Origin of the sequence: Proteus myxofaciens ATCC 19692 (genome assembly GCF_001654855.1) — a bacterium.
Taxonomy (GTDB): Bacteria; Pseudomonadota; Gammaproteobacteria; order Enterobacterales; family Enterobacteriaceae; genus Proteus; species Proteus myxofaciens.
This window is the reverse complement of the sequence record NZ_LXEN01000208.1, coordinates 1-542: the sequence shown is the minus strand read 5'-3', so window position 1 is coordinate 542 and position 542 is coordinate 1. Positions and strand designations below refer to the sequence as shown.

Sequence of the window (542 nt, the reverse complement as noted above, 5' to 3'; positions counted from 1 at the left end):
TGTGTTGGCATTTACCGACAAAATATAAAAATATATTATTTTTCATAGAGTTAAATATATTTATATGACTCTTTATCTTCTATCATTTATCAAAATGATTCAAAGAGTCCGATGAGATTACAAATCAAATTATTAATAATACTTAAGTAATAAAGCTAAAATACATATAGGTTTAAATATTTAATTTTCTTTTATTTATCATTCGTCGCTAACATAACAAGTAAATTTACGTGAATAGCGAATAAAAAATAAAGATAATAGAAGAAAAAAGAGTACGTAATAATTACGTCGTAATAGAAAAATATCGATTGTTGAGGAATAAATATAAGACGGTAATGATAGGTTTATTTGGAATAGCTATCTTTTAGATACAAAAAAACCTCGATATTATCGAGGTTTTTTCTTATTGGTCGGCGAGAGAGGATTCGAACCTCCGACCCACTGGTCCCAAACCAGTTGCGCTACCAGGCTGCGCTACTCGCCGTCTGAATCACTGTTCTTATCTTGTTTATTGGTGCGAAGGGGGGGACTTGTTTATCTTT

General features: G+C 30.6%; 1 tRNA gene. It reads right to left on the bottom strand.

Features of this window, described 5'->3' with window-relative positions:
- Positions 1-407: 407 nt before the first annotated feature.
- Positions 408-484: transfer RNA gene (locus M983_RS16665), tRNA-Pro, on the bottom strand.
- Positions 485-542 lie beyond the last annotated feature (58 nt).